The organism is Vibrio sp. 1978, assembly GCF_033344345.1.
The window spans coordinates 1-575 of the sequence record NZ_JAWPOP010000796.1 but is presented as its reverse complement, the minus strand read 5'-3'; the positions used below and the strand labels follow the sequence as shown (position 1 = coordinate 575).

At 38.1% G+C, this 575-nt stretch carries 2 pseudogenes; both read right to left on the bottom strand.

Annotated elements, in window-relative coordinates:
- Positions 1–462 (bottom strand): annotated as a pseudogene (locus tag R8N49_RS29160) (GGDEF domain-containing protein); the annotation flags it as partial.
- A pseudogene (locus R8N49_RS29155) lies at positions 462–575 on the bottom strand (oxidoreductase); the annotation flags it as partial. The pseudogenes R8N49_RS29155 and R8N49_RS29160, both read right to left, overlap by 1 nt.

Sequence of the window (575 nt, the reverse complement as noted above, 5' to 3'; positions counted from 1 at the left end):
ATACAGCGTTTGAGTGGCGCGATAAAACTGAGCTGCCGCTTGGCTGTCTCCGGTTTTGGCTTCCACCAACAGAGGTTCTAACTCTTTAAACTCATTAAACAGTTGCAAAAAATATTGCTGAATTTGATTGCGAGAAAAAAAGGTGTAGACGTCTTTACTATTTATTAATAAATCAAAACGGCTCCAAGCAAGCTCATACTGAAGTTCTGCACCTTCTATTTTTAAAACATTTTCGTCCAGTCGACGTGCTTCACTGACGAGCTCAGAAAGTTCTTTCGATAACTGGAATAAAAACCATGTCGCTTGTTTTTGCTCATCAGTAAAACTTTGCGCTAAGACCCGAGTTTGTTGGAGCAATATGACATTTGCGAGCAATAAAGAAGTGGCAAAAACCAAAAGGAGCATTTTGCTGGTCGTCGAATAATTTTTTTGTTTAATTGGGTAAGCTTCTGATAACTTCATTATTTTTGTTTTATTTTCATCTCATTAACTTGCCACACCATTTGGGCATGATATTCATTGTGATCCAATTCAGGATATTGACTAAGAGGGTATATCACCCAGTAAGGGCCTTT